Genomic DNA, 1,031 nt, shown 5'->3' with positions numbered 1-1,031 from the left:
TCCGCGCGACGGCCCTCGCGGCGCTGGTCCACGCGCTGGCCGGCGTACCGGAGCACGGCTGGTCGGGGCCCCGGACCCTGGCCGGGTTCGCCGCGGCGGCCGCCCTGGCGGCCCTGCTCGTGCGGTCCGAGCGCCGCTCCGCCCAGCCCCTGGTGCCGCGCCCGGTCGCCCGCTCCGTCCCGGTGACGGCGTCCGTGGCGCTGCTGACCGTGGTCTCCGGCGCCCTGTTCGGGGCACTGTTCGGGGCCGGCTTCGCGCTCCAGGACGCGGCGGGGCTCGATCCGCTTGCGACCGGGCTGCGCGTGCTGCCGATGACGGCCGCCATGGTCGTCGGCGCACCGGTGGCGGGGGCCCTGCTGCGCCGGTCCGGGGCCCGCGGGACGGCGGTGGCGGGGACCGGGCTGGTGGCGCTCGGGATCGCGGGACTGGATCCGGGCTGGGGGTTCGGGGTGCTCGGCGCGGGCTTCGCCGCGGTGATGGTGACGGCCACCGGGGTGGTGGTCGGGGACGCCCCGGCCGGGCACGCCGGGGTGGTGGGCGGGCTCAAGCAGACGGCGATGAACGTCGGCCCCGCCCTCGGCATCGCGCTGGCCGCGGGGACCGGGTCTTCTGTCGCGGCGCTGACCGCGCTGGCCGCCGTAGGGCTGCTGCCCGCGTCACGGCTGCCCGGGGGCGGTCGCGCGGGCCACGCAGCTGCGGGCCACCTCGTCGGCGAAGGCGCGGGCGAGCGGAGAGAGGGCGGACCAGCGCCGGACGGCCCAGCCGACGGCGAGCGGCGGCAGGGCGGGCACCGGCACCAGGCGCATCGGTCCGTCTGATCCGGGGACCTGCCAGCCGGGCAGCGCCGGTACGACGGCGTGGCCGAGGCCCAGTTCGGCGAGGAGGAGGGCGGTGTCCCAGTCGGCGGCGCTGGTGTCGGAGCTGACCCGGACGCCCGCTTCGGCGAGGGCGGCGTCGAGCTGGGCGCGGGAGGTGGAGTTCTCCGGCAGCCGGATGTGCCGGACGGCGCCCAGGTCGGCCGGCTCCAGGCG

1 protein-coding gene and 1 pseudogene are annotated in these 1,031 nt (G+C 79.4%); one reads left to right on the top strand and one right to left on the bottom strand.

Annotation, left to right across the window (positions count from 1 at the left end; translation table 11 throughout):
- Window positions 1-683 (top strand): annotated as a pseudogene (locus ACFWBW_RS41740) (MFS transporter); the annotation flags it as partial.
- Here ACFWBW_RS41740 and ACFWBW_RS41735 read toward each other — a convergent pair.
- Window positions 657-1,031, bottom strand: a 375-nt coding sequence (locus ACFWBW_RS41735; protein WP_385385163.1) for a LysR substrate-binding domain-containing protein, incomplete at its 5' end; no start/stop codon positions are given. The pseudogene ACFWBW_RS41740 and the gene ACFWBW_RS41735 overlap by 27 nt on opposite strands.

The sequence above is a fragment of the Streptomyces sp. NPDC059957 genome (genome assembly GCF_042730015.1).
In the GTDB taxonomy this organism is placed as follows: domain Bacteria; phylum Actinomycetota; class Actinomycetes; order Streptomycetales; family Streptomycetaceae; genus Streptomyces.
Note: the sequence above shows the minus strand (reverse complement) of the source record. Positions and strands in the feature narration are given on the sequence as shown.